Source organism: Haladaptatus sp. SPP-AMP-3 (genome assembly GCF_049568665.1).
GTDB classification, from domain to species: domain Archaea; phylum Halobacteriota; class Halobacteria; order Halobacteriales; family Haladaptataceae; genus Haladaptatus; species Haladaptatus paucihalophilus.
The window spans coordinates 1,545,091-1,569,199 of the sequence record NZ_CP145897.1; the positions used below are offsets into that span (position 1 = coordinate 1,545,091).

Genomic DNA, 24,109 nt, shown 5'->3' on the forward strand with positions numbered 1-24,109 from the left:
TTGGGCCGTATGCAGAACCGAACCTACACCGCGGATGCCGAACCCGGCGAGACCGTCACGGTCGCCGGCTGGGTCCACGAAATCCGCGACCTCGGCGGTATCGCGTTCCTCATCGTCCGCGACACGACGGGGAAGATTCAGGTCAAGTTCGAGAAAGACGACATGGACGAGGAGCTCGTCGAGACCGGCCTCGGCGTCAACCGCGAGAGCGTCGTCGAAATCACGGGTGACGTGAAGGAAGAACCGCGCGCGCCGACGGACGTCGAAATCGTCCCGACGGACGTGGCGGTCATCGCGGAGGCCGAACCGGAGCTCCCGCTCGACCCCAGCGGCAAGGTCGATGCCGACCTCTCGACGCGTCTCGACAACCGAACGCTCGACGCGCGCAAAGAAGACGTCGAGGCCGTGTTCAAGATTCGCGGCGAAGTACTCCGCGCCGTGCGCGAGACGTTCCGCGATCTCGGTTGCAGCGAAATCAACACGCCGAAAATCGTGGCGACGGGGACGGAGGGCGGAACGGAACTGTTCCCCATCACCTACTTCGGCGAGGAGGCGTTCATGAACCAGTCGCCGCAGCTGTTCAAACAGCTCATGGTCGGTTCGGGTCTCGAACGCGTCTTCGAAATCGGTCCCATCTTCCGCGCGGAAGAGCACAACACGCCGCGCCACCTGAACGAGGCGACCAGCATCGACTTCGAGAGCGCATTTTACGACCACAACGAGGCGATGGACGCCTGTGAAGCGGTCGTCAAGGCCGCCTACGAGGGCGTCGCCGAGAACTGCCAGGACGAACTCGACGCGCTCGACATCGACTTCGAAGTGCCCGAGGGCGACTTCCCGCGACTCACCTACGAGGAGGCCATCGAGCGCATCAACGCGACCGGCGAACTCGACGAGATGCTCGTCTGGGGCGACGACCTGCCGACTGAGGGCGAGAAGGCGCTCGGCGAGGACGTGGGCACCCACTACTTCATCACCGACTGGCCCAGCGAAATCAAGCCGTTCTACATCAAAGACCACGACGACGACGAGGAGTTTTCGACCGGTTTCGACATGATGCACCCGCGCATGGAACTCGTCTCCGGCGGGCAGCGTGAACACCGCTACGACCGCCTCGTCGAAGGCTTCGAACAGCAGGGACTGGACCCCGAGGCGTTCGACTACTACACGAAGATGTTCAAGTACGGCATGCCGCCGCACGCCGGGTGGGGTCTCGGCGGCGAGCGTCTCATCATGACGATGCTCGGGTTGGACAACATTCGAGAGGCTGTTCTGTTCCCGCGAGACAGACAGCGACTGAGCCCGTAGGCGAAGTCGCTGTCTTCGAGCGGGAGCATGCGGAATCTGTGATTCCACTCAGTTCCCGCGAGATCGCCAACGTCTGAGTCCGTAGACGAAGACGTTGCGAGCCACCGAGACGAGCGAAGCGGGTCTCGTCGGACCGCTGTCTTCGAGCAAAATCGTGGACGACATCTTCACACGAACGAGACCCTCGAGTGACGACGACGAATTTTAACCGTTATACGCTGTCGCCCGAAAGCGAGGGTATGAGCGACGAGGTTGGTCGCGCGTTCGTTCCCGGCCACATCACGGGGTTTTTCAGTATTCACGAGGCCGACGACCCCGAACGGGCGGGGTCTCGCGGGGCGGGGCTGACGCTTTCGGAGGGAGTCACCGTGACCGTCGAACCGGCCGCGGAGACGAGTATCGAACTGAACGGTGAGTTCGCCGCCGTCGAATCCGGGCGACGCGTGTTGGACGAACTGGACGAGACGGCGCGCATCTCGGCCGAGACGACCCTCCCGCTCGGTTCGGGGTTCGGCGTCTCGGGCGCCGTCGCGCTCGGAACCGCGTACGCCGCGAACGACGTCTTCGGCGACGGACGCTCCGAGAACGAACTCGTGACGCTCGCGCACAAGGCGGAGGTCGCGGCGGGGACCGGACTCGGCGACGTGGTGGCACAGGCGCGCGGCGGAATTCCCATCCGACTCGAGCCCGGCGGACCCGAACACAACCGTCTCGACGGCGTGCCGACGCGGGCGACCGTCGAGTATCTCTCGCTCGGTGAACTGTCCACCGCCGAGGTGCTCTCGGGGAGCACGAACCGACTCTCGCGGGCGGGCGTGGACGCGCTCGTCGCGTTGGTGAACCAACCGACGCTGCGGACGTTCATGGCCGAATCGAACGCCTTCGCGGAACGGACCGGCCTGCTCACCGACGAGGTTCGGGCGGTCATCGACGACGTTCACGCGGCGGGTGGGTACGCCTCGATGGCGATGCTGGGTGAAACCGTCTTCGCGCTCGATACGGGGCTCTCCGATGCGGGGTACGACGCACGCGCCTGCAAAACGCACCACGCCGGAGCGACGGTGCTCGAATAGGCGTTCGGAATCGAATCACGGCTGTTTTCTCCCCCCGCTTCGGAGAATCGGGTATGACCGACGAGGTGGAGATTCCCGAGGACCATCCGCGATACCAGTCGCTTCTCACGCGCCACCGAATCGAGGAGGGCGTCGAGAAGGGCATCACGAGCAAGCAGGGACTCATCGCCGAAGGCCGCGGCGAGTCCTTCGACTACCTGCTCGGAGAGGGGACCCTCCAGAGCGCCGACGCGGCGGAGCGGGCGGCGGCGGCGCGACTGCTCCTCGCGGAGCACGCGGTGCTCTCGGTGAACGGAAACGTGGCGGCGCTGGTGCCGGGCGAAACCGTCGCCCTCGCCGAGGCGACCGGCGCGGACATCGAGGTGAACCTGTTCGGACGGACGGAAGAACGCATGCGGGCCATCGCCGACCACCTCCGGGAACACGGCGCGACGAACGTGAAGGGACTCGCCGCGGACGCTCGCATTCCCGGACTGGAACACGAGCGCGGGAAGGTGGACGAAGACGGGATTTACGATGCGGATGTCGTCCTCGTTCCGCTGGAGGACGGCGACCGGGCCGAAGCGCTCGCCGAGATGGGGAAGACGGAGATCGTCATCGACCTGAATCCGCTCTCGCGCTCGCCGCGAACCGCCGCGATTCCGATAATCGACAACATCATCCGCGCGGTGCCGAACGTGACGGAGCACGCCCGCGACCTCGCGGACGCGTCCCGCGACGAACTGGAAGCCATCGTCGCCGACTTCGACCGCGACGCGGCCCTCGACGACGCTGAACGAGCGATACGGGACGTCTAGTCGGTGACGGCGTTCCGAACGGACTCGGCCCACGACGGCCATTCGGAGCGTTCCTCGCCCGAGAAAGTGGGGTCGCCCGACATCGCTTTGATGGCCCGGGCATCGTCCGCGCTCCAGACCGCGCCGTCCTCGTGAAAGATTCCGCTTATCAATCCCTGTTTTCGGCGATAGACCTGATACGCGGGTTTGACCATGAGCGACCAGAAGAAATTGCCGACGCCCGCCCGACGGATTAGGGGGGCGAGCGACGCGTAGTTCGGCGGATGTGTTCCGGTCCCCTTTCGGGGCGGTGCGAGCCGCTGCCACTCCGTCAGCCAGACGGGGCGACCGGTCCGACGTTCGGCCGCGTCGATGCGGCGGAGCAACCGTCGGTACTGTCCTTCGGTGTGGGCGAAGTTCTTGTGGCACTGGTACACCTCGCTTCCCCACGTTCGATAGTCCCGGTTGTTCGGGATGTTGGTCGAACCGACGGACAGCGGGACGCGTCCGCGCTGATTGGCGAGCGTTCGGAACATCGCTCGCGCGAACCGCATCTTCCACGGTTTCCAGCCGGGTTCGTTCATCAGTTCGATGGCCAACAGGCGCGAGTCGTCGCGGTGGCGTTCCATGAACCATCGGATGAAGCGTCGCGGCAGGTTCCAGCGCGTTCGCTGTTCCATGATTTCCCGCGACGGCGAGAACACCGGCCGAGCGGTGAGCGGGTCGGTGTTTTGCAGTTGGCGTTCTGTGGGATTCAACCCGATACCTTCGAAGATACCGAGCAGGACCCGGAGGCCGTGGTTTGCCGCCGTCGTCAGGAAGTGTTCGAGTCGGAGTCCTAACCGCAACGGCTCGCGCCGCCACGTTTCGAAACTCAGCCACACCCGCAACGCGTTCAAGTTTATCCGACTCGCGTAGCAGAGGTCGCGTTCGATGACGTCGGGGTCGTAGCCGTGCCACATCTGGAACGTGTTGTACGCTCTGGACGGGAAGTAGATGGCTCCGCGAACGTCGACCGGGGCGTCCGCTTCGCCGTTCGTCCCGCGGTCACCGGACAGGCAATCGGCGTCGCTCTCGGTTCGTCGACCGGAACTCCCCGCCACGCCGACACCGGCCGCTATCGCACCGAATCGAAGTACTCCTCGCCGCGTCGGATTCCCCTCCAACATCCGAACGTTCAATGACAGCAATCGCTTTCCGAGAACATATTAGTTCGCGGATGATTTCGACGAGAACGCTCCGAAACGGATCGACCCCGGTTTTCAGCGGTGGAAGAGGAAAGGGAAGGAAAGGAGGGGAAGAAGGAGGAGGGAATTATAGTAGGCTTCAGTATGATATAGTAGTTTTCAGTGTATTTCAGTGTTTTTAGTTACATAGAGACGGTGTCAGTAATTTGCCGTAGCAATCAGTGGTTCGAGACGTGGCGAAAGGAGTCGTCATTTCCGTAACCACGGTCAGCGACACGGAAGTCCGGAGCCGCCGTCAGCGCGCGCCGATCGGGATAGTTCGACCACCGCACCGTTGCGTACTGGAAGGCGGCGGGGCGAACCGGAACAGTTTACTCCGACATGACGGGTCGAAGTGAGTATGGACGAACAAGAGGCGGTTGCCGCGTTCGTAGCCGAACACGACCTGGAGAGCGACCCCGCGTATCGAATTCTCGATTTGGCCGCGGAGGTCGGGGAAATCGCGGCCGACGTGACGAAATCGACGGAATGGGGAGACGACCCGGAGGCGCTCGACGTGACGGAAGACGAACTCGGCGACGCACTGTTCTCGTTGCTCGCGGTGGCGAACGCACTCGATGTGGACGCCGGAGCCGCGTTGGACGACGCGCTCGAAAAGTATCGGCGGCGGATTCGAGAGACGGGAACCGCGAGTTCGGCCGAAAAATAGCGTCGGAAACGTTACATCGGGAGCCGTTCTCTGGCGAACCGCTTGAGGAGCGGGATGTCCTCCCAGTGGAGGAGCTTCATGATACCGCGAAGTTTCCCGTTGTTCGCGTTCGAACGCATCTCGTGACTGAGCTGCTTGAGGTCGCGAATCAGCGTGTCGTAGCGCTCGTTCTCGGCGAGATAGAGCAGTTGCGTCATCAGCAGTCGCGTCCGCATCTGCGGCGCGACGTCGCCGTGCCAGAGGTTGTCGTATATCGACATCTTCTCCGCGGAGGTGTCCGAGGCGCTGGTCATAAAACAGCGATCAGCGGTTATCGCCGCCGCTCGCGCGGACTTCATGCCGGTGTGAATCCCCTCTCCCCAGAGCGGGTCGATGGTCGGCACGGTGTCGCCGATGGCCATGAAGTTGTCCGTGGAGAGGCCGCCGGGCATCTGGATGTGAGCGGACCCGCGGTGTTGTTTGCCTTCCATCCGTTCCGCGTTCTCGAACCGCGGGTCGGTGTCCAGCCAGTGTTGGAGGTAATCGTCGATACCCATCCCCTCCTTGGCGTAGTCGTGGTGGCTCTCGTTTTGGATATAACAGAGGCCGACCTTCGCGGTATCCTCTCCGGTGTGGAATATCCACGAGTAGCCGCCCGGCGCGAGGTCGTGGTCGAGTCGAAGCATCATCGCGTCGGTAAGGTCCGCATAGCCGTCGGCGTCCACGTCGACGCCTTCCATCTCGAACTCAACGCCGATGGCCTGATTCTCGCGCTTCAGGTTGGTCACGCCGAGACTCTTTGCGAGCGGCGCGCTCGGACCGGTCGCGTCGATGATGATGTCGCCGTACACCTCTTGGTCCCCGGCGTACCGGATGCCGACGATTTCGTTGCCGCTCATGATGGGCTTCGAGACGCGGGCGTCGAACCAGTATTCGGCACCCTCGTCCCGACCGTCAGCCACCAAAAACCGCTTGAAATCGGCGAATTCGAGGACGGCACCGGGTTGTGCCTGGACGAAGTGTTCGTTCGGCGATTCGAGGACCACGTTGTCGGTGTAGTTCATCACCACGTCGTCCGGGATGCCGAACGCCGCCATCATGGACGAGAACGTCCCGGCCGTGGACTTGTTGCTCTGGCGCGGGAACGTGTCCTCCTTTTCGGCTTCGAGGACGACGACATCGTAGCCCCGTTGGGCCAAATCCCGGGCACACTGTGCACCGGCCGGGCCAGCGCCCGCGATGATAACGTCGAAATGGTCGCTCATACCGCCACCTTCGTCCGATACGGGGACGGTGTTCGCTCCTCTGTTCCGGTTGCTCGAACTGACGACGCGTCGACGGTCGAACGGCCGCCGATAGCGTCGCAAAGTCGGCCAGTGTCGGGGGAATCGAGTAAAACGGTCGCCGCGGTGGGGGAACACCCAGCACCGCTGACGACAGCGCGTATCTCCGCAGTCATCTCTATCCGTTCTTGCCGTTCATATCATAAAAAACAGACGCAAACGGCCGCGAAGAACGAAATTCAGTCGTGAAGAGAGGGTCAGAAGGGGAACGGGAAGGCGAGCGACGAAGACCCGAACGGAAGCGACACGGCTAGTCGGTATCGTGGCGCATGAAAAAGAACGGGAAACGAATTCGGGTCGTCCAGCGTCGAATCGGTCCGCGATTCAGTAGAACTCGCGCACGAGGTCCATCGCGTCCTCGGGTGCGCCGTCGGGAATCTCGGACATGTTGCCCTCGATGCCGTGGAGTTCGCTGTACGGAACGCTGTCCTCGTCCTGGTAGATGACGCCCTGATACTCCTTGCTGGCGTCGAGAATCTTCTCTTTGGCCGCCTCGTAGTCGTGCGGGTCGTGACCCTCGTCCGCGAGGTCGACGATGGAGTCGCGGAAGTAGTCGTACGTGTCCACGTCGTTGAACGTGACGCAGGGCGAGAAGACGTTCACGAAGCCGAAGCCGTCGTGCTCGATGGCCTTCTGAACGATTTCAGCGTGTCGCTGTGCGTCGGTCGAGAAGGACTGTGCGATGAACGTCGCACCCGCCGAGAGGGCGAGGGCGAGCGGGTTGACCGGGGGCTGTTGCGGGCCTTCCGGGGTCGTACTCGTCTCGAAGTCCTCGCGGCTGGTCGGCGAGGCCTGTCCCTTCGTCAGTCCGTAGATGCGGTTGTCCATGACGACGTAGGACATGTCCACGTTCCGGCGCACGGCGTGGATGAAGTGACCCACACCGATGGAGTAGCCGTCACCGTCGCCGCCCGCGACCATCACTTCGAGGTCGGGGTTGGCGAGTTTGACGCCGGTGCCGACGGGAAGCGCACGTCCGTGCACGCCGTGAATCGCGTAGGAGTGCATGAACGTCCCGATTTTTCCGGAACACCCGATACCCGCGACGACGAACGTGTCGTCCGGGCTGTTGCCGGTTTCGGCGAGTGCCTTCATCATCCCGTTCATCGTCCCGAAGTCGCCGCATCCGGGACACCACGTCGGTTGCTTGTCCGACTTGAAGTCGGTGAATCGAACCTCTGAACTCATGCTTCTATCTCCTGTCCGAGTTTCGCTTTGATGTCGTCGGCCAACTCGTCGGCCTTGAATCGAATACCGTTGTACTTGTTTATCCGCTCGACACGGGTAAGCGCGTCGTGTTCGAGAACGTCGGCGAACTGCCCGGTCTCGTTACACTCGACCACGATAACGGTGTCCGCGGACTCGATGTCCTCGGTGAGGTCGGGGCGGGGGAAGATGTACGGAACCGAGAGGAACCGAACGCTCACGTCGTCCTCTTCGAGGAAGTCGAGGGCTTCGCGCATCGGCCCTTCGTTCGACCCCCACGAGATGACGAGCGTGTCGGCGTCTTCGTCGCCGAACTCGCGCGGACTCCAGTCTTCCTCTTCCTGTGCCGTCTCGACCTTTCGGTTTCGCTTGTCGACCTGCTCGATGCGGATTTCGGTGTCCTCGGTCCGCCGACCGAGCGCGTTGTGTTCGAGACCGGTGGACATGTGGGCACCGCCCTTCGTTCCGGGGAACGCGCGGGGGCTGATGCCGTCAGCGGTCGGGAAGTGCGGCTGGAACCGGTCCTGTTCGTCCGTCCACGCCTCGATGTCGTCCTCGTCCACGACGTTCCCGCGCTCGATTTCGACGGCGTCCATGTCGAATTCCTCGGGCGAGAACGTCTGTTCGGTGACGGCCATCGCGAGGTCGGCGAGCAGGAAGACCGGCGTCTGGTACTTCTCGGCGAAGTTGAACGCCTCGACGGTCTTGTGGAAACACTCGGCGACGTTCGTCGGCGCGACGACGAACCGCGGAATCTCTCCGTGGCCGCCGTACAGCGTCATGTTCAGGTCGCCCTGTTCCTGTTTGGTCGGCATCCCGGTCGAGGGACCGGAGCGCATCACGTCGCAGATGACGAGCGGCGTCTCGCTCTGTGCGACGAGACCGAACGTCTCGGTCATCAGGTCGATACCCGGACCGGACGTCGCCGTCATCGAGCGTGCACCGGCGCGCGCCGCGCCGAGCGCCATGTTGATGGCCGACAGTTCGTCCTCGGCCTGCATCACGGTGCCGCCGAAGTGCTCGATTCGCCCCGTGAGATACTCCATGACGTTCGTCGCGGGCGTGATGGGGTAGCCGGAGTAGAAGCGACAGCCAGCGGCGATAGCACCCATGCCGATGGCCTCGTCACCGTTGAGCAGGACGTAGTCGTTGTCCGTCGTTTCCACGTCGTACTCGAAGTCGTAGTCGTACTCCTCCTGGACGTACTCCTGTCCGAGACGGGCGGCTTCCTTGTTGTTCTCGACGATGGCCTCACCCTTCGCGCCGAACTTCTTGTCGAGCGCGCTGTCGAGGTTCTCGATGGGGAAGTTCGCCACTTCGCACGCCGCACCGAGCGCGACGGTGTTTTGCATGATGGTTCCGCCCGCGTCCTTCGCCAGACTGCGGAGCGGAACGGCCAGTCCGATCATCTCCTCGGGGATGTCGACGTCCTCCATCTCCGTCCGTTCCCCGTCGTAGATGATCACGCTGTCCTCGTGAAGTTCGTCGAGGTTCTCGTCGATGGTCCGCTGGGTCAGTGCCACGAGGATGTCCAGTCGGTCCACGACGCTCTCGACTCGATCGGTAGACGACCGGATCTTGTACGCGGTGTAGCCCCCTCGGATACGGGACGCGAAATCCTTCGAGGTGAAGACATGTCGGCCCGCGCGGGAGAGTGCCTGCGCAAAGATTTTCCCGGTCGAATCGATTCCATCGCCGGCTTCGCCGCCGATGGCCCAGTTCAGGTCTTGCATCACTGCTACGTTACCCGGTGGCAAATCAAAAGCCTTCTGAAGCAGAGTCGGCGAAGTGGGAAGGAATTTGGTTCTTACGGCCAAACATCCCATCATGGATGGAACCGAAGTCGAAGTGAAATCGGTGAGAAATGTCGGAGCAGGGACGATTGCGCTGGAAATCGAGTCACCGCCGGGATTCGACGCCCGTCCCGGACAGTTCCTCCAAATCTCCGGAATCGTAGACGGTGAGGAAATCACGCGCCACTACACGCTCTCGTCGCCGAACGCGGCGGAGACGTTCGAAATCACGGTGGGAATCGACCCGGACGGGGACCTCAGCCCGTGGCTCGCGGAGCGCGAGACCGGAGACACGGTGTCCATCGCGGGTCCCTTTGGTCGGTCGTACTACGAGGGCGAAGCCCGCGTCATCGTCCTCGCGGGTGGACCGGGCGTCGGTCCGGCCGTCGGAATCGGGGAGCGCGCGTTGGCGGACGGAAACGACGTGACGGTAGTGTATCGTGACGACGAACCCGCCCACGAGGACCGACTTCGAGAGTTGAAGGCCGACGGTGCGACGGTCGTCCTGACGGAGGAGGCGGTGAGCGAGAGCGAGGAAGTACGGACCGTCCTCTTGCGCGCGGACGGCCGGTCGTTCGTGTACGGGTTCGCCGACTTCCTCTCGGACGCTCGCGACGTTCTGGCAGCGACCGGACACGACCCGGACGAGGCGAAAACGGAAAACTTCGGCTAACGTTAGAAAAAACAATACCCTTTTATCACACCGTGAAAATAACCCACACTCAATGGGTCTCAGATGTTCGCTGTTGGGGCATGACTACGGCGAGTCCGAAATAGAGCGCGAGCGCGAAGAGCAGGGTAACGAAGTCGTCGTGACGGTCCGGGAGTTCGAGGAGTGTCAACGCTGTGGAAACGAGAAGGTGGTCAGCGAGAACAAGGAGGTGACGGCGATAGAGGAACCGGAACCCACGCCGAAACCCATCGAGAGCAAGTCGGCGGACCGACAGGCCGAACCACCGTCCGAGACGGAGATCATCGACTCCTCCCCCACCACGGAGCCGGGCCCTGAATCGGACCCGGAGCCCGTGAGCTTCAACGACGACGACTTCGAACCGCCGGAGAGCGCGGAGGAAGACGATGGCGTCATCCTCGAAGACGAGGACGGCGAGGAAGCCGACGAGGGCGAACGCAGCCACGGCGAGTGGCCCGAGGCGGAAGATACGAACGTGGGCGACGCGGAGCGGGAACCGGTGGAGTGGCCCGACACGGGGATGGAAGACGAAGGATTCGATGCACAGGTCGGCGACGGAACCGACGCCGAGGTGAGCTTCGGCGGGAGTTTGACGCCCGAGAGCGCGCCGAAGATGGACGACGGGACGGAGTTCGTGGAGGCCGAACCGCGCGAGGAGACGAGATTCGTGCGAACCACGCGACCCGACCCGCAGACGGACACCGGTTTCACGCGGGCGCGGGAAGCGCCGAAACCCGACCAAGCCTCGGAGTCGAGCGTCGACGCGGAACTCGTCTGCCCCGAATGCGGCCAGTTCGGTGGGGCAGCGTCGGGGTCCTCGCTTCGAGCGGGGGACATCTGTCCCGAGTGTCGAAGGGGATACCTAAGCGAGCAAGAGTAAGCGCGACGCGAAAAGGGTAAACATCCACCCCTCCAATCTGGGGCCAACTCATGAAAGAATACAAAATGCGACGCGGTGAGCATCTCGAAGACCGAATGCCCGACCTGAAAGCGAGCATCGAGGACTACTTCGGTCACGTAACGGGGACGGAGGAGTTCAACGGGCACGAACTCTACGTGGTCGAGGAACCCGATAATCCGGTGTTCGAGCGGATCGTCGCCGGTGCGGCATCGTACAGCGGCAAGAAAGACAAACTCGCCGTTCACTTCGAAGAGCGACCGGCCGAAGACGTCATCGCGGAAGGAAACGCTGACGCTGCTGCCGACGCGGTAAGCAAGAAAAACGAATTCCTCCTCGAAGCGACCGGCCGCGACGCGAAAGCACGCCGCGATTCGCTGAAGCGAACCGTCGAGGACGATGCGGATGCGCCGGATAACGTCTAGTCCCGACCGAGTTTTGTTCGGCTGATACTGACGCTAGTGGGCGTCACGATGAGTTGGTCGTCGCCTTTCTGAACGATATCGCCGTTGACTTCGCGGGCGACCTGTTGTAGTTCGTCCGTGATTCGTTCGACGGTGGTATCCTGCGTTCGAAGTCGTGTGATGTCTGCGATAACGATGTCGCCGTCGTACACGGCGTCCTTGATGGCGATGACATCCTGTTGGCCCTGAATTTCGGCGATATGGACGCTGGTTTGCGATTCGTCGGGTGCAGCATCAAAATCGTCCAAATCGAGCTCGACATAATCCCCGGCACTCCCGGATGGAGTCTCGCCGAGAATTTTATCCATGAATCCCATAGAACTACGGGGCCATCGAACGAGTATAGTTCTTACGTCAGACGAAGCGTGCGGGAACGCGGCGGCGAGGAACAGAATGGTTCTATCGTGATATAGTTGCGGCAAATTATATGAATAAATATTATATACTACCGGAAAGTAATTCTAATTGTATGGTAGACAAAGACAAACACGCATCGCGCCGCGACGTGCTCAAACTGACCGGCGTCGGTATCGGAGCGGCAACCGGCATCTCGATGACGGGCACGGTAGCCGCGAGAGTTCCGTGTACGGGTTGTGACGGCGGCGGTGGCGGTGGAAGTGGAAGCGGCAGTCCACCGCCGACACCACAAACGGGACCGTACACCGTAGACGACGGCGAGGTCGAGCTCACCGGCTGGGCGTACGGCACCGACGTCGAGGCGTGGTTCGAGTGGGGTCCGGAAGGCGACGGGTTCCCGTACGATACCGAACTTCGCGTAATCGGTGACAACGCGAGTTTCACCGGACACCCCGTCGGCGAAGAAAGCGGCATCACCTACGAATATCGCGCGGTTGCGTACAACGACTACGGGAGAACCGAGGGCGCGACGAGGACGTTCTCCTTCTAAACGAAGTCCCGCTTCAACGGGAACGGTGACTTTTCGTTCGAGACCCTCGAACGGTATCGGTTGCGGTTTGGACAGTTACCGACTCGAACACGCGTTCTCCGGAGAACGACCCACTGAGGACAGTTTTCCGGCACTCTACGCCCGTATAAAAATAGTTAATAATTGATAGAACAGTACTTATTTGATGTCTCATAAAAACGAAGTCATCTCGCGTCGAACAGCACTGAAAGCGACGACCGGTTCCCTCGTCGTGTTCGGAACCGGATTCGCGAGCGCGAGTCCCGGAGACACCGTAGAAGTGAACGTTGGGTTCGAGAACGCCACGGGAAAGGCGATGGCGAGAGACGCCGCCGATGCCGTCGTCCGCGAATTCTCGTTCCCGGCGATGACGATGAAACTTCCCGCCCCCGCCGCGGAACGACTCCAGTCCCACCCGACCATTCGATACGTCGAGGAGAACGGCACGGTTCACGCCAGCGGACAGACCCTTCCGTGGGGTGTCGACCGCGTGGACGCGGACGTGATTCACCCGGAGGGTGGAACGGGTCGGGACGCCGACATCGCAATCCTCGACACCGGTATCGACTCCGACCATCCGGACCTCAGCGGGAACGTCTCGTCGGGTAAATCGTTCGTCGGGTCCAGTTGGGAGGACGACAACGGGCACGGGACGCACTGTGCCGGTATCGCCGGTGCAGCGGACAACTCGTGGGGCGTCGTCGGCGTGACGACCAACGCCAGACTCCACGCGGTCAAGGTCTTGGATTCGAGCGGGTCGGGGTCGTGGTCCGACCTCGCCGCGGGACTGGAACACGTCGCCGACCAAGGCTGGGACGTCGGCAGCATGAGTCTGGGCGCGTCGTCACCCTCGTCCACGGTACAGGACGCGTGTCGGTACGCGAGCGACAACGGCGTGTTCCTCGTCGCAGCGGCCGGAAACGAGGGGTCCTGTACCGACTGCGTGGGCTATCCCGCGGCGTACAGCGAAGTCGTCGCGGTTTCGGCAACCACGTCGAGCGATTCGCTCTCCAATTACTCCTCGCAAGGGCCGGAAATCGAACTCGCCGCGCCCGGCACCAGCATCCACTCGACGTACAAGGGAGGGACCTACGAGACGCTCTCGGGTACGTCGATGGCGACTCCGCACGTCGCGGGCGCGGCGGGTATCCTGATGGTGAACGGCTTTTCCGCGGCCGACGCGCGCATTCGCCTCCGCAACACCGCGGAGGACATCGGTCTCGGCTCGGACGAACAGGGCTACGGTCTCCTCGACGTGGAGGCCGCGACGGCGGGCATCGACTTGGACAAGGACCCGATAGCGACGACGGGACCGGTGAACGTCGACGCCGGAACGCGGTCGGCGGAAATGAGCGTCGAGGTCAGCAATCTCGGCGGCGCGAATTCCGCGACCGTCCACTTCGAATGGGGTCCGCAGAAGGGCCAAGAGCTCTTCCCGTACACGACGCCATCGACGACCATCAGCGGTCCGGATACCGTGACGAAGACGGTTTACACGCCGACCGACGGCGAGGGATACACCTTCCGAGCCGTCGTGGAGGCCAGCGACGGAGACACCGTTTACGCGCCGGGATTCTTCTGGATGCCGACGGACGGCGGCGGAATCATTCCCACTCCGAAGGGCGAGACTGCGAACTGACCCGAACGCTTCGCCGGAAAACCGACTTTTTTGCTCGCACGCTGTGTTACCCGGTTCATGACGTTCAGTATCTGCGTCAGGGAGCGGTACACCGACGAGGAGGGGGACAATCGAACGCGGTTCGGCGTCGCGGTCACGACGCGCTTGCCGGGAGTCGGAACGCTGTGCCCGTTCGCCAGCGAGAACGGAGCGATAGCCACCCAAAGCCTCGTCAACGTCGAACTCGGGCGGAAGGGAATCGAGTACGTGGACGACGGACTCGCCATCGAGGACGCCCTCAACGCGCTCCTCAACGCGGACGACGGGGCCGAGAACCGCCAACTGCACGGCGTCGACGCGGACGGAACGTTCACCTTCTCCGGCGACGAGTGCAACGGCTGGTACGGCCACGAGAGCGGCGAGAACTACACCGTCGCCGGAAACCTGCTGACCGGCGAGTCGGTCGTGACCGAAACCGCCCGCGAATACCGGGAGAATAGGGACGACGACCGACCGCTGGCCGAGCGACTCATCGACGCGCTGGCGGCGGGCTACGCGGAGGGCGGAGACAAGCGCGAGGAACTGCACGTCCAAAGCGCGGCGCTGCTCGTCGAGACGACGGAGGCGGACGAGACGGAGCCGTACTACAACGACTTGCGCGTGGACGCGACCGAGACGCCGATTCTGGATTTGCGGGAGGCCTACGAACTCGCCGGGGACGGTTTCGCCGCGGCCGTCGAACGCTACGAAACGACGCGCGACGAAGCCGACTCGTAATTCGACTTCGAACCGTCTGTCGGTTCGGCGTCGGTTCGGCTGTCGAACCGTCGGTATCAGCCCCGCGTCGGTTCAAACGGGTGGGTTTATGCACGAGACGAACGCACGTCGGATTATGGAAGTCAAGTCTCGCCATCATCTCCGAAGCGACGAGGTTCGAGAGATAGAAACCTCGCTCGAAGACGCGCTGGGCGTCGAACTGGACGCCGACACCTACGAACTGGTGGAGTTGGAGGACTCGAAGTTCGACATCGTGCTCGTCAACGGGGACCCGATGGTCGTCTACATCGACGACGAACCGTTCCTCACCGTGCAGGGCGCGAACGCCTACCCGCCGACGAAGCGGGTCGTCACCGTCGACGCGGGTGCCGTCTCGTTCGTCAGCGACGGCGCGGACGTGATGCGCCCCGGCATCGTGGAAGCGAGCGACGACATCGAAACGGGCGACCTGGTCGCCATCGCGGAGGAAACCCACGGGAAGGTCCTCGCCGTCGGGCGCGCGAAAACGACCGGCGACGAGATGGTCGGCGACTCCGGGAAGGTCGTCGAATCGGTTCACTTCGTCGGCGACGACCTCTACGAGTTCGTGGTCTGATTCGCGGCGGCAAAAAGGGGAAGTGGGGGGGCGTCGAAGGGACTAGTATGTGGGGTTCCCGGCGGAACCGGGAGAAAAAGTCAGTCATCTGCATCGCGTGTGGCGACGCCGTTCGCCGCTCCGCGGCCCGCGAATACGATAAGGAAGGGAACCGCTGGGAGCGAAACGGAAAGACGTTCGAGCACCTCTGTAAGGCGTGTCACCGTGATCTATGCCATCAACCGCGCGACGAGCTGGAGACGCTGTTGGTGGACATCGACGCCGGACGTGTCGATCAGATTGAGTTTTTGGCCCGGTACGAAAGGGCGGTCCAAGACCGTTATGGCCCGTTGGAGGAACGTGAAGGGTAGCCAGTCGATACGCCTAACTTCCCAACACCCTTACCAGCGGCCATGACGAGCGACGCACAGGCCGAGGCGGGAACCGCCGAAGGCCAAGGGCCGGTCGAAATCTCCGAAGACCTCGCCGAGCGACTCGACAGCAAGCGCGAAAAACTGTTCGAGAAGTTCGAAATCAGGGACGAGTTTCCACAGGCCGTGATGACCGAGGCCGAAAAGCGAACCGAGAACATCCAGCAGGAGATTCAGGACGAAGCCGAAGAGCGGACCGACCTGCGCGATATGACGACGTGGACGACGGACCCCATCGACGCGCAGGACTTCGACGACGCCATCTCCGTCGAGGAGCGCGAGGACGAGTACGTCCTCTGGGTCCACATCGCCGACGTAACCCACTACGTCCACCCGGAATCGAACATGTGGGAAGAGGCGGTCAAGCGCGGGAACACGGTGTACCTCCCCGGCTACACGATTCACATGCTCCCGCCGATGCTCGCGGAGACGGTCTGTTCGCTCGTACCGAACGAGGACCGCCTCGCGCACACCGTCGAGATGCACCTCGAAAAGGAGAACCTCTCCTACGAAACCATCGACATCTACAAATCCGTCATTCGGAGCGACGAGCGACTCACCTACTCGCAAGCCGAGGAGCGAATCGACGACGAGGACGCGCCGCTGCACGAGGAGTGTAAGCTCTCGTTCGAACTCGCAGACCGGATGCACGAGCAGCGAAAGGAGGACGGCAGCCTCGTCCTGAATCCGCGGCGCGACCGCGCGCACACCATCATCGAGGAGTCGATGCTGAAGGCGAACAAGGCGGTCACGCACGAACTGATGTGGGGCCGCGGCGTCGAGGCGATGTACCGCGTCCACCCCCAGCCGACGCCGGACGAGTGGGGCAAGGCGCTGCAGGAGATTCAGGACTTAAACGGCGTCTCGATTCCGGGCAGCACGTGGGACGACCCGCGGAAAGCGGTCAACGCCACGCTGGAGGATGCACCGGGCAGACAGCTCGACAAAATCCAGTGGGCCGTGATGAAGGTGATGCCCCGCGCTCGCTACATGAGCGACCCGTTCGGAGGACACCACGCGCTGAATTTCGAGATCTACGGTCACTTCACCAGCCCGATTCGGCGACTGTCGGACCTCATCAACCACTGGATCGTCTACACGAACGACGTGCCCGAGGACCTCGTGGCGCTCTGTGACCGCGCCAGCGACAAGCAGGCCGACGCGGAGGCCTGCGAACGCGAGTACAAACAGTTTTTGGAGGAGGTCGGACTCGACCCCAACGCGGTCAACAACCGCGGCATCGAAATCGTCGAAGAGGACGAAGACACGGACGGGGACGAGGACTGAGCGCGGTCGAACGGGCGATTTTTCAGCCATGTTTCCAGACTCGCGTACCGTCCTCGAACCCGACTGCTCGCGGTGTCCCGAACTCGTCGAGTGCCGGAACCGCATCTCGTGGGGGACCGGGCCGCGTTCGGCCGACGTGATGGTCGTCGGCGAGGCACCCGGCGCGGGGGCACCGGATGCGGAGCGATGGCGAGGCGGTAACTGGACGGGCATGGCCTACACCACGCGCCACTCGGGTCGAAAAATCCGGTCGCTGTTTTCTGACCTCGGGTACGACGCGTACTTCACGAACGCCGTGAAGTGCTTCCCGGAGGGCGAGGACGGGTCGAATCGAGAGCCGCGGGAGGAGGAACTCGACAACTGTTTCGACCACCTCAAAACGGAGCTAGCGACGGTGGACCCGACCGTCGTCGTTTCGACGGGAAAACACGCCACGAAACTTCTGCTCGATTTCGAATCGATACCGATGGAGGGGTTTCTCGACCGAGTGCTGTCGCCAGTGGAGTGCGAACGACTCGACGTGGTGCTGTTGCCGCTCCTCCACCCGTCCTACGAGAACATCTGGCGAGGGAGGCTCGGCTACGACCGAGCGGAGTACGTCGCTGCCATCGAGTCAACGCTCGCGGCACTCGTCTGACTCGTCTTCTCACTCGTCCGCGGGTGCAGTTCCGGACGCGTCGGCCGGGGGAGTCGAATCGTCGGTGATGTGGATCCATCCGTCGCTCTCGTACGTGATTTCGTAGCCGCGATAGCGGAACACCGCTTTGCCCCCGCCCCGGGCTGCGCCGTCGACCCGCGGTCGGAACAGCGAATCCAACGCGTCGGGGTCGATAACGTCGTACAGGCGCGGTCCGATGTCGTCCGGGGAGGCATCTTCGTAATCCGCAATCGAATTGACGACGGCAGTACTGGGACGCTCACCGTCCTGCACACGGTAGGGAGTATGTTCCATTCCGGTACACCCCCTAAGATTCGTCAATGGATAAGTATGTCGGAAAAATCTGTGTGGATTCGATTCTGAAGATAGTATTTTCCGAATTTCGAAATAATCCCGCGCGAGTCACTCCGAGACGGTATCGCCCCCGAAGTGGTCGAACGGTTGCACGTGCTCGTTCTTTACCAGCACCTCCTCGACGACTTCCAACCCGAGTTCGTCGAGTTTCCGCGCGACGTCGGCCACGTCGTCGCGGGTCGTCGCAACCGCTTCGACGTGGAGGTTTTCGACACCGGCCATGATCTCCCTGACGGTGACCACGCCCGGCGCGTCGAGCGCGCGTTCGGCGAGGTCCTCGCGGTCGGGTATCGACGCGGTGCAGATGAAGAGGACGCGGAGCGGAAACCCGGCGTCGTGGTAGTCGATTTGAGGATAGTAGCCGTCGATGACTCCCTTCTCCCGGAGTTCTCGGAGTCGGTTGCCGACGGTGCTGGCGGAGACGCCCACGGCGTCGCCGATTTCGGTCGTCGTCACGTTGCGTGCGTCCTGCTGGAGCAGGTGAAGGATGCCGCGGTCAACCTCGTCGAGTGTGTCGTAGCTCATTGTTCTGGTAACCTCGGTACTCGGTTTCGGTCCTGAAAAAGTCGGCAGGCGTTCGAGATGACAAACTTTCGTGGGAGGCATGGCCGAAACACGGCGAGAGGCCAGCTCGCCACCAGCGCCTCCGGCACCGTCGAACGCTTGCCTGAGAGTACACCCGGGCTTCGGGCGTATTTCACACGAATACCGCTATCGGCTTTATTATATCCCGGCTAAGCGGGGTGCGACGGGCGCGAACTCGGTGAAACGGTTAGGAGAACGGAATCGGGCGATGCGGTCGAATCACCATCGTAAACCGGTCGTGCCGCCGGAATCAGCCGTGAAACGGTGGTCCGCTCGGAGGGAGTTGACGGACGGAAAACAACTCCCCGACACCGCGGGGAACGGGGGACGTGCGAATCATTCGAAAATCTCGTGGGAGGCTGGGATTTTCTCACCGGTCGAAGAAATCCCGCGCGGTTTCCAACCCGACCGAACAGCCACAGGGCCGACACTCGTGGCTCTCCGGCCCGCGCGTCACGACCAGCAGGACGGGCGCGCCACAGACGGGACAGTCGGGGGGCGATAGGGATTCCGTATTCTCGTCCGACGAATTCTCGGAGCACATGGGTTCTCACAGGCGTGTACGGAAGCCACACGGACTCGATTCCTGACGCTTCGACTCGCCAAAATGGGGCTGGGTTGGCGATGAGGTAGTCCGTCATTGACTTCCGTATGATGACATCTCCGAGCAGTCACTTAACACTAGCGTATCAAACCATACACTCAGTGTCTCGATAGAGATGGTGAGAAATTGGAATCAATCAAATTAACATACGAATTGGTTTGGTTACAACCGGATGCGACGCCCTCGGGTAGAATGGATGACGCGGGCAGACAACGTTATTTTGGAGTTTCTACTAAACGAGGGTAACAAGCCGATCAACGCGAATCCGGCAGTGGTTCAGGCCAACATCGATTATCAAATATCCCACATACGGAGTCGCCTCCGTGAACTTCATTCGGCAGGGCTGGTCGAGTACTACGACGAGGACAGGGGGATCTACTGCATCACCGAGAAAGGCAAGCAGTATCTCGCCGGTGAACTTGCGGCGAGTGACTTGGAGCGAGACAAGGAGTAGTCACCATGCGACGCCGACCATCATCGTGGATGACGGGAAGCGATGACCGGATTCTCGAACTACTCGGTGAGAGCTGTGTCGCTCTGAACAAAAAGACGCTTCAAGTCAACTTTGAGCTGGATGGGACGGATATTTCTTATTCGACTATCAAGCGCCGACTGCCGCTTTTGGAGGACGCCGGTTTAATCGAGGAAGTCCGTCAAACCGGGTCGTACTATCGAATCACCGAGAAAGGCGAGCAGTATCTCGCCGGTGAGCTTGCGGCGAGTGAGTTGGAGAGAGACGAGGAGTAGATGCGGTATGCGCCCTCGAGAAGTGATCGACTTCAGAAGTCGTGCTGAATACATGGCGCGTCTGTGGCAGGCATAATTTCAGGTCTATTCGATTACTCTTGTTGCAACAAGAATTTATACAAATAGAGACCAGGACTGATAGTATGCCACCCGAAACCCCAACAGGAGACGGAGGTTCAATTAGAGAACGAGTGGATGATTTCGTTGATAAATACAATGATTGGACTGGATTCTCAGCGAGCGATGGAGTCATGATTGCCGAAAACTCCCATGTATCTCGTAAGAATGTATTTTTAGATGGAGTTGTGCATGACCTTTCCCTGTCAGAGCTAAGGGAATTCCCACGATATTTGTGTGATGTATCTCTCAGGGCGAAAAATTTCGTAGTCACTGCTGAGCACTATTCATACTGGTCGTGGACCTTGGCTTTCGTCCAATATCTCCGGAGGAACAGTAACGTATTTGAAAAGATAACAAATCCATATCATCCAGACCCCGCTCCTTCTCCTGGGAGCGCTAATTTGATAAATGACATGTTCTTGATGCATCGATTACTCAATTTGCCATTAAGAATGAGTGCCCCATACCCAAATCCATCAGTAGAAAATTATATTCAAAATTCTCTCAGGCTAACCAATGATATCTCTGAGATAGACACTTTAAGACTGTTTTCTCCTGTTTCACTCGCTTTATTGGACGGATTGGTTTGCCGACACTGTAGTAGGTTTCTGACAATTGATGGGAGGCTCGAAAATCCACCGGTAAGTAGTCCATGGAGTAGCAATCACAGTTCCAAGTCCGGTGTAGGATATCATGACCGGCTACAATTATGGAGATATCACGTCGCAAATCCAACTACTAATGACACTCTCGCACAAGTGGATGACATTAGTCGATATGAATCAAAACATCTGAAGTCTTTATCTGGAGTAATAGATTCAGATGAAGATATTGGTGAGATGGACCACTTTTTACAGATTCTCTCCAATCAACGACATTACAACGTTCACGGAGAAGGTAGCAGTGTTTCTATCTTACCCATAACATTCAGCCTATGTTGTTTGATATTTTGGGATGCTATAGAACAATCGGACTTCGATAAATATCGATCAAAGTTCGTTGACGAAGTAAGGGCGGCTGTTCCAGGCAACCCACGACAAAGTGAGTATACGGATTATTATCCTATCTTTCGATGGGAGGTTGTTAGTCTAATGCAGTTATGTCCCAGCAGTGATTAAGAGCATTTGAGGCCGCCCGCGCGTTTGTCACAAGTCACGCCGCGCTCATGGCGATGAGGAGGTCATATTCGTGCTCATCTTAGGTCGTCGCTCTGTAAGATAAATCCTCTGTATTCAACAAGCGATTCGTATCTTCTGTGGAGAATTTCAACAGAGCCCGCGTTGAGCATGGCGTCAGCCCCACCCAGTCAGCTTGACGCCGCCCCCTGCTACTCAACGACCTGTCAAAGATGGTGAATATGAATTGAACCGCCATACCCGTCCTGCATAGAATGTGGCGGCATAGTAAATTCCCGCTCGTCGTAGACTCGCCGGGAGTCCCGCAAGCGAACGAAGTGATCGAGGGGGACTACGGCGAGTCCACTGATCGAACGGAACGAAGTGGAGTGAGAGAAGTGGACTCGCCGGGATTTGAACCCGGGGCCTCTTCCTTGCGAAGGAAGCGATCTGCCACTGATCTACGAGCCCTCGACTTATTGTACCGCCCGGTCGTTACTTGTAGCTTGTGTTTCGACGCGGAGTATGTGAAGCCGTCCCGCGATTAGGCCGACGGCGAAGCCGGTGAAGTGGGCGAGGAGCGCCACGCCGGGCGCGGCCGTCATCAGGGTGATGAGGGTGGTGAACGCGACGACGATGACGGCCTGTGCGCGGCGCGAGAGGCGAAGCCGTCCGAACACGGCGTCCGAGACCGGGTTTCCGGCGAGGAGATAGCCGTACAAACCGAGGACCGCGCCGCTGGCTCCGAGGACGGCGGGGGCGGCCGGGGAGAACAGGCCACCGACCCACACCTGCACGAGGCCGGAGAGCATCCCAACCGTGATGAAGAAGGCGTGGAAGCGCACCGTCGTCGTCACGCGCTCGACGAGGAGTCCGGCGAGCACCAGCGCGACGGCGTTGGAGAACAGGTGCCCGAAGTTGGCGTGGGAGTACACGCTCAACGGGAGCGTCCACGGATGAACCGACACGGGCGGCGCGAGGGCGAACAGGCTCACCGCCAAAAACGGTCTGATGAACCCGACCACGGTTTGGAGGACGAACACGACGGCGAAGGCGACGAGCGTCTGTATCGTCGGCGAGCGGGAGAGACGCATACCACTACTCGTCACCGAGAGCACAAAAAACGACCACACGGTGCGCCCGCTGGTCGATAGGTAAAAAACGAAAGAAGATTGCGCGGGCCTCGAACTGAGCGGGATACGGGGTATCCCTTAGTCTTCGAGGACGATTTCGATGCTTACGTCGTTCGGAACCTGAATACGCATCAACTGTCGAAGCGCGCGTTCATCGGCGTCGAGGTCGATGAGGCGCTTGTGGACGCGCATCTCCCAGTGTTCCCACGTCGCGGTGCCCTCTCCGTCAGGCGACTTGCGCGTCGGAATCTCCAGCGTCTTCGTCGGGAGCGGAATCGGACCGCTCAGGGAGACGCCGGTTTTCTCGGCGATTTCACGAACATCGTCGCAGATGTCGTCGAGGTCCGAGGGGTTGGCTCCTGCGAGTCGGACTCGTGCTTGCTGCATCGTTTACTTCTCGTTGACTTCGAGGACTTGACCGGCCGCGACGGTCTGACCCATGTCACGGATAGCGAAGGAACCGAGTTCCGGGATTTCGCCTGCCGGTTCGATGCTGAGTGGCTTTTGCGGTCGGACCGTGACCTTTGCCGCATCGCCGGACTTGATGAAGTCCGGGTTCTCCTCGGCGACTTCACCGGTGGACGGGTTGATCTTCGCGTCGATGGACTCGATGGTACACGCGACCTGCGCCGTGTGGGCGTGGAAGACCGGCGTGTAACCGGCCGTGATGACGCTCGGGTGCTGCATCACGACGATGCGAGCCGTGAACGTGTCGGCCACTTTCGGCGGGTTGTCGGCCGGGCCACACACGTCACCGCGACGGATGTCGTCCTTGCCGATGCCGCGGACGTTGAAACCAACGTTGTCACCGGGTTCCGCTTTCGGAACTTCTTCGTGGTGCATCTCGACGGTCTTCACTTCGCCGCCGACGTCGCTCGGCTGGAACGACACGTTGTCGCCCGTGTTGAGCGTACCGGTCTCGACACGTCCGACTGGCACCGTACCGATGCCGGAGATCGTGTACACGTCCTGGATGGGGAGACGGAGGTCCGCGTCCGTCGGTGGCTCGGGTGCTTCGAGGTCGTTAAGGGCCTCGAGCAGCGTCGGGCCGTCGTACCACGGCGTGTTGTCCGATTGCTCGGAAACGTTGTCGCCCTCGAACGCCGAGGTGGGGACGAACGTCGCGTCGTCGGACTTGAAGTTGACCTGCTTCAGGAGCTTGGAAACTTCGTCCTTGACTGCCTCGTACTTGTCCTCGCTGTAATCAACGACGTCCATCTTGTTGACCGCGATGATGAGTTCGTTGATACCGAGCGTCTTCGAGAGGAAGACGTGCTCCTGCGTCTGCGGCGCGACACCGTCGTCGGCGGCGACGACGAGGACCGCGTTGTCCGCCTGCGATGCGCCCGTGATCATGTTCTTCACGAAGTCACGGTGGCCCGGACAGTCGACGATGGTGAAGTAGTACTCGTCGGTGTCGAACTCCTGGTGGGCGATGTCGATGGTTACACCACGCTCTCGCTCCTCGGCGAGGTTGTCCATCACGTAGGCGAACTCGAAGCCGCCCTTACCCTTCTCTTCCGCTTCTTCGCGGTGCTGTTCGATAACGTGCTCCGGGACGCTCCCTGTCTCGAAGAGGAGTCGCCCGACCATCGTACTCTTACCGTGGTCGACGTGGCCGATGACGGCCAAGTTCTGGTGTGGTTTGTCGCTCATTGTATATCTCACGCGCAGATGCGCTCTGGAGGAATTATTTGGCAGAAGCGGTTAAAACCATTTCGATACGCTATGCAGGCCATCTCGCCGCCGTCTGG

At 61.1% G+C, this 24,109-nt stretch carries 28 protein-coding genes and 1 tRNA gene; 17 read left to right on the plus strand and 12 right to left on the minus strand.

The window, feature by feature from the left end; all coding sequences use genetic code 11:
* Positions 1-9: 9 nt before the first annotated feature.
* The 3 genes from aspS (at position 10) to V5735_RS08695 (ending at position 3,178) form a co-directional block, all read left to right on the plus strand.
* Complete coding sequence (gene aspS / locus V5735_RS08685; RefSeq protein ID WP_423743167.1) at positions 10-1,308, plus strand: aspartate--tRNA(Asn) ligase; 1,299 nt, start codon at positions 10-12, stop codon at positions 1,306-1,308.
* Positions 1,309-1,547: 239 nt separating this feature from the next.
* Positions 1,548-2,381 (plus strand): pantoate kinase, encoded by an 834-nt coding sequence (locus V5735_RS08690; RefSeq protein ID WP_423743168.1) that lies wholly within the window; start codon positions 1,548-1,550, stop codon positions 2,379-2,381.
* Between the two features lie 53 nt (positions 2,382-2,434).
* Positions 2,435-3,178: a 4-phosphopantoate--beta-alanine ligase gene (locus tag V5735_RS08695; RefSeq protein ID WP_423743169.1), complete on the plus strand. Its 744-nt coding sequence runs from the start codon at positions 2,435-2,437 to the stop codon at positions 3,176-3,178.
* Here V5735_RS08695 and V5735_RS08700 read toward each other — a convergent pair.
* Complete coding sequence (locus tag V5735_RS08700) at positions 3,175-4,338, minus strand: glycoside hydrolase (protein WP_423743170.1); 1,164 nt, start codon at positions 4,336-4,338, stop codon at positions 3,175-3,177. The two genes, V5735_RS08695 and V5735_RS08700, sit on opposite strands and share 4 nt — an antisense overlap.
* 406 nt (positions 4,339-4,744) lie before the next feature.
* Here V5735_RS08700 and V5735_RS08705 point away from each other — a divergent pair, with 406 nt between their 5' ends.
* Positions 4,745-5,053 (plus strand): MazG nucleotide pyrophosphohydrolase domain-containing protein, encoded by a 309-nt coding sequence (locus V5735_RS08705; RefSeq protein WP_423743171.1) that lies wholly within the window; start codon positions 4,745-4,747, stop codon positions 5,051-5,053.
* Between the two features lie 11 nt (positions 5,054-5,064).
* Here V5735_RS08705 and V5735_RS08710 read toward each other — a convergent pair whose 3' ends face one another.
* The 3 genes from V5735_RS08710 to V5735_RS08720 form a co-directional block, all read right to left on the minus strand.
* Positions 5,065-6,297: a digeranylgeranylglycerophospholipid reductase gene (locus tag V5735_RS08710; protein ID WP_423743172.1), complete on the minus strand. Its 1,233-nt coding sequence runs from the start codon at positions 6,295-6,297 to the stop codon at positions 5,065-5,067.
* A 402-nt stretch (positions 6,298-6,699) separates the two neighbouring features.
* Positions 6,700-7,563, minus strand: coding sequence for a 2-oxoacid:ferredoxin oxidoreductase subunit beta (locus V5735_RS08715; protein WP_007979608.1), 864 nt, complete (start codon positions 7,561-7,563; stop codon positions 6,700-6,702).
* The gene (locus V5735_RS08720; protein ID WP_423743173.1) at positions 7,560-9,317 is read right to left on the minus strand and encodes a 2-oxoacid:acceptor oxidoreductase subunit alpha; all 1,758 of its coding nucleotides are present in this window, start codon (positions 9,315-9,317) and stop codon (positions 7,560-7,562) included. Before V5735_RS08720 ends, V5735_RS08715 begins: the two co-directional genes overlap by 4 nt.
* Before the next feature lie 91 nt (positions 9,318-9,408).
* Between V5735_RS08720 and V5735_RS08725 the strand changes: the two genes are divergently transcribed.
* Genes V5735_RS08725 through V5735_RS08735 form a run of 3 tightly spaced genes read left to right on the plus strand, consistent with a single transcriptional unit; the run spans position 9,409 to position 11,388 of the window.
* The gene (locus V5735_RS08725) at positions 9,409-10,047 is read left to right on the plus strand and encodes a ferredoxin--NADP reductase (protein WP_423743174.1); all 639 of its coding nucleotides are present in this window, start codon (positions 9,409-9,411) and stop codon (positions 10,045-10,047) included.
* 52 nt (positions 10,048-10,099) lie between these two features.
* Positions 10,100-10,945, plus strand: a complete 846-nt coding sequence (locus tag V5735_RS08730) for a DUF7093 family protein (protein ID WP_423743175.1) — start codon at positions 10,100-10,102, stop codon at positions 10,943-10,945.
* Positions 10,946-10,995: 50 nt separating this feature from the next.
* Positions 10,996-11,388, plus strand: coding sequence for a DUF5611 family protein (locus V5735_RS08735; RefSeq protein ID WP_423743176.1), 393 nt, complete (start codon positions 10,996-10,998; stop codon positions 11,386-11,388).
* Here V5735_RS08735 and V5735_RS08740 read toward each other — a convergent pair.
* The gene (locus tag V5735_RS08740; protein ID WP_007979619.1) at positions 11,385-11,744 is read right to left on the minus strand and encodes a cell division protein SepF; all 360 of its coding nucleotides are present in this window, start codon (positions 11,742-11,744) and stop codon (positions 11,385-11,387) included. The genes V5735_RS08735 and V5735_RS08740 overlap by 4 nt on opposite strands.
* A 152-nt stretch (positions 11,745-11,896) precedes the next feature.
* On the opposite strand from V5735_RS08740, the gene V5735_RS08745 reads away from it, so the two are divergent.
* The 7 genes from V5735_RS08745 to V5735_RS08775 all read left to right on the plus strand — a co-directional run bounded on the left by V5735_RS08745 (position 11,897) and on the right by V5735_RS08775 (position 17,676).
* A complete protein-coding gene (locus V5735_RS08745; protein WP_423743177.1) occupies positions 11,897-12,334 on the plus strand; it encodes a hypothetical protein in 438 nt (145 codons plus the stop codon).
* A 184-nt stretch (positions 12,335-12,518) separates the two neighbouring features.
* Entirely contained in the window at positions 12,519-13,991 is a 1,473-nt protein-coding gene (locus V5735_RS08750) for a S8 family peptidase (protein ID WP_423743178.1), read from the plus strand.
* A gap of 57 nt (positions 13,992-14,048) precedes the next feature.
* Positions 14,049-14,747 (plus strand): DUF1028 domain-containing protein, encoded by a 699-nt coding sequence (locus V5735_RS08755; protein ID WP_423743179.1) that lies wholly within the window; start codon positions 14,049-14,051, stop codon positions 14,745-14,747.
* A 115-nt stretch (positions 14,748-14,862) separates the two neighbouring features.
* On the plus strand, positions 14,863-15,342 hold the full coding sequence (locus tag V5735_RS08760; RefSeq protein ID WP_423743180.1) for an RNA-binding protein: 480 nt from the start codon (positions 14,863-14,865) through the stop codon (positions 15,340-15,342).
* A gap of 47 nt (positions 15,343-15,389) precedes the next feature.
* Positions 15,390-15,692, plus strand: coding sequence for a DUF7562 family protein (locus V5735_RS08765; protein WP_423743181.1), 303 nt, complete (start codon positions 15,390-15,392; stop codon positions 15,690-15,692).
* A gap of 42 nt (positions 15,693-15,734) precedes the next feature.
* A complete protein-coding gene (locus V5735_RS08770; RefSeq protein WP_423743182.1) occupies positions 15,735-17,039 on the plus strand; it encodes an RNB domain-containing ribonuclease in 1,305 nt (434 codons plus the stop codon).
* Between the two features lie 28 nt (positions 17,040-17,067).
* Positions 17,068-17,676 (plus strand): uracil-DNA glycosylase, encoded by a 609-nt coding sequence (locus V5735_RS08775; protein WP_423743183.1) that lies wholly within the window; start codon positions 17,068-17,070, stop codon positions 17,674-17,676.
* Positions 17,677-17,685: 9 nt separating this feature from the next.
* Here the strand turns inward: V5735_RS08775 and V5735_RS08780 are convergent, their stop codons facing one another.
* The 3 genes from V5735_RS08780 to V5735_RS08790 form a co-directional block, all read right to left on the minus strand.
* The gene (locus V5735_RS08780; protein ID WP_423743184.1) at positions 17,686-17,991 is read right to left on the minus strand and encodes a HalOD1 output domain-containing protein; all 306 of its coding nucleotides are present in this window, start codon (positions 17,989-17,991) and stop codon (positions 17,686-17,688) included.
* Between the two features lie 108 nt (positions 17,992-18,099).
* Entirely contained in the window at positions 18,100-18,576 is a 477-nt protein-coding gene (locus V5735_RS08785; protein ID WP_423743185.1) for an Lrp/AsnC family transcriptional regulator, read from the minus strand.
* Between the two features lie 430 nt (positions 18,577-19,006).
* Positions 19,007-19,180 carry a hypothetical protein gene (locus V5735_RS08790; protein WP_423743186.1) on the minus strand — a complete coding sequence of 58 codons (174 nt, stop codon included), beginning with the start codon at positions 19,178-19,180 and terminating at the stop codon, positions 19,007-19,009.
* Positions 19,181-19,412: 232 nt separating this feature from the next.
* Here V5735_RS08790 and V5735_RS08795 point away from each other — a divergent pair, with 232 nt between their 5' ends.
* The 3 genes from V5735_RS08795 to V5735_RS08805 all read left to right on the plus strand — a co-directional run bounded on the left by V5735_RS08795 (position 19,413) and on the right by V5735_RS08805 (position 21,225).
* On the plus strand, positions 19,413-19,694 hold the full coding sequence (locus tag V5735_RS08795; RefSeq protein ID WP_423743187.1) for an ArsR family transcriptional regulator: 282 nt from the start codon (positions 19,413-19,415) through the stop codon (positions 19,692-19,694).
* Positions 19,695-19,699: 5 nt separating this feature from the next.
* On the plus strand, positions 19,700-19,987 hold the full coding sequence (locus V5735_RS08800) for a winged-helix domain-containing protein (RefSeq protein ID WP_423743188.1): 288 nt from the start codon (positions 19,700-19,702) through the stop codon (positions 19,985-19,987).
* 143 nt (positions 19,988-20,130) lie between these two features.
* Entirely contained in the window at positions 20,131-21,225 is a 1,095-nt protein-coding gene (locus tag V5735_RS08805) for a hypothetical protein (protein WP_423743189.1), read from the plus strand.
* Positions 21,226-21,621: 396 nt separating this feature from the next.
* Here the strand turns inward: V5735_RS08805 and V5735_RS08810 are convergent.
* The 4 genes from V5735_RS08810 to tuf form a co-directional block, all read right to left on the minus strand.
* A tRNA-Ala gene (locus V5735_RS08810) sits at positions 21,622-21,693 on the minus strand.
* Positions 21,694-21,698: 5 nt separating this feature from the next.
* The gene (locus V5735_RS08815; RefSeq protein WP_423743190.1) at positions 21,699-22,316 is read right to left on the minus strand and encodes a rhomboid family intramembrane serine protease; all 618 of its coding nucleotides are present in this window, start codon (positions 22,314-22,316) and stop codon (positions 21,699-21,701) included.
* Positions 22,317-22,433: 117 nt separating this feature from the next.
* Positions 22,434-22,742, minus strand: coding sequence for a 30S ribosomal protein S10 (rpsJ, locus tag V5735_RS08820; protein ID WP_007979652.1), 309 nt, complete (start codon positions 22,740-22,742; stop codon positions 22,434-22,436).
* Between the two features lie 3 nt (positions 22,743-22,745).
* Positions 22,746-24,011 carry a translation elongation factor EF-1 subunit alpha gene (tuf, locus tag V5735_RS08825; RefSeq protein ID WP_423743191.1) on the minus strand — a complete coding sequence of 422 codons (1,266 nt, stop codon included), beginning with the start codon at positions 24,009-24,011 and terminating at the stop codon, positions 22,746-22,748.
* Positions 24,012-24,109: the final 98 nt, after the last annotated feature.